General features: G+C 44.9%; 1 protein-coding gene. It reads right to left on the reverse strand.

What is annotated here, in order from left to right:
• Positions 1-3: 3 nt before the first annotated feature.
• Positions 4-394: DUF3408 domain-containing protein (locus tag HMPREF2983_RS07340; RefSeq protein ID WP_070667567.1), on the reverse strand; the 391-nt coding region annotated here is incomplete at its 5' end.

Here is a 394-nt window from a genome sequence, read left to right on the forward strand (position 1 = left end):
ACTTCAGAGTTTCCGCCATCTTTCCACATCATCTTTGTATTGGTCGAGATGTTCTCGAAGCACCTGCTCCACATATCCTGAAACGCTTGCTCCCTGCTCACCGATTTTCCTCACCACGAAGTCCAACTTTCGTTGAGTTTCCTCTGATACATACACGGCTTTGCGGTGGCTGTTGCGAAAGGGCTGGAGATATTTCCCCTGAAACTCGGATAATTGCTTCCTGTCCCTTGTTTTTCCCATTCGTTGATGATTCTCTTCGGTAGAAGTAGCCCTTTCCGTTGGTGACAACTCTGTTTCTTGATAGGACGGTTGAGAATAGTCCTTGTGACTCTCCTTGTCATTTTGTTCCTCAACTTTAACAGGCTCAAATCTTTTCTTTTCCTCTTCATAATCT

Source organism: Prevotella sp. HMSC077E09 (assembly GCF_001814685.1).
Lineage (GTDB): Bacteria > Bacteroidota > Bacteroidia > Bacteroidales > Bacteroidaceae > Prevotella > Prevotella oris.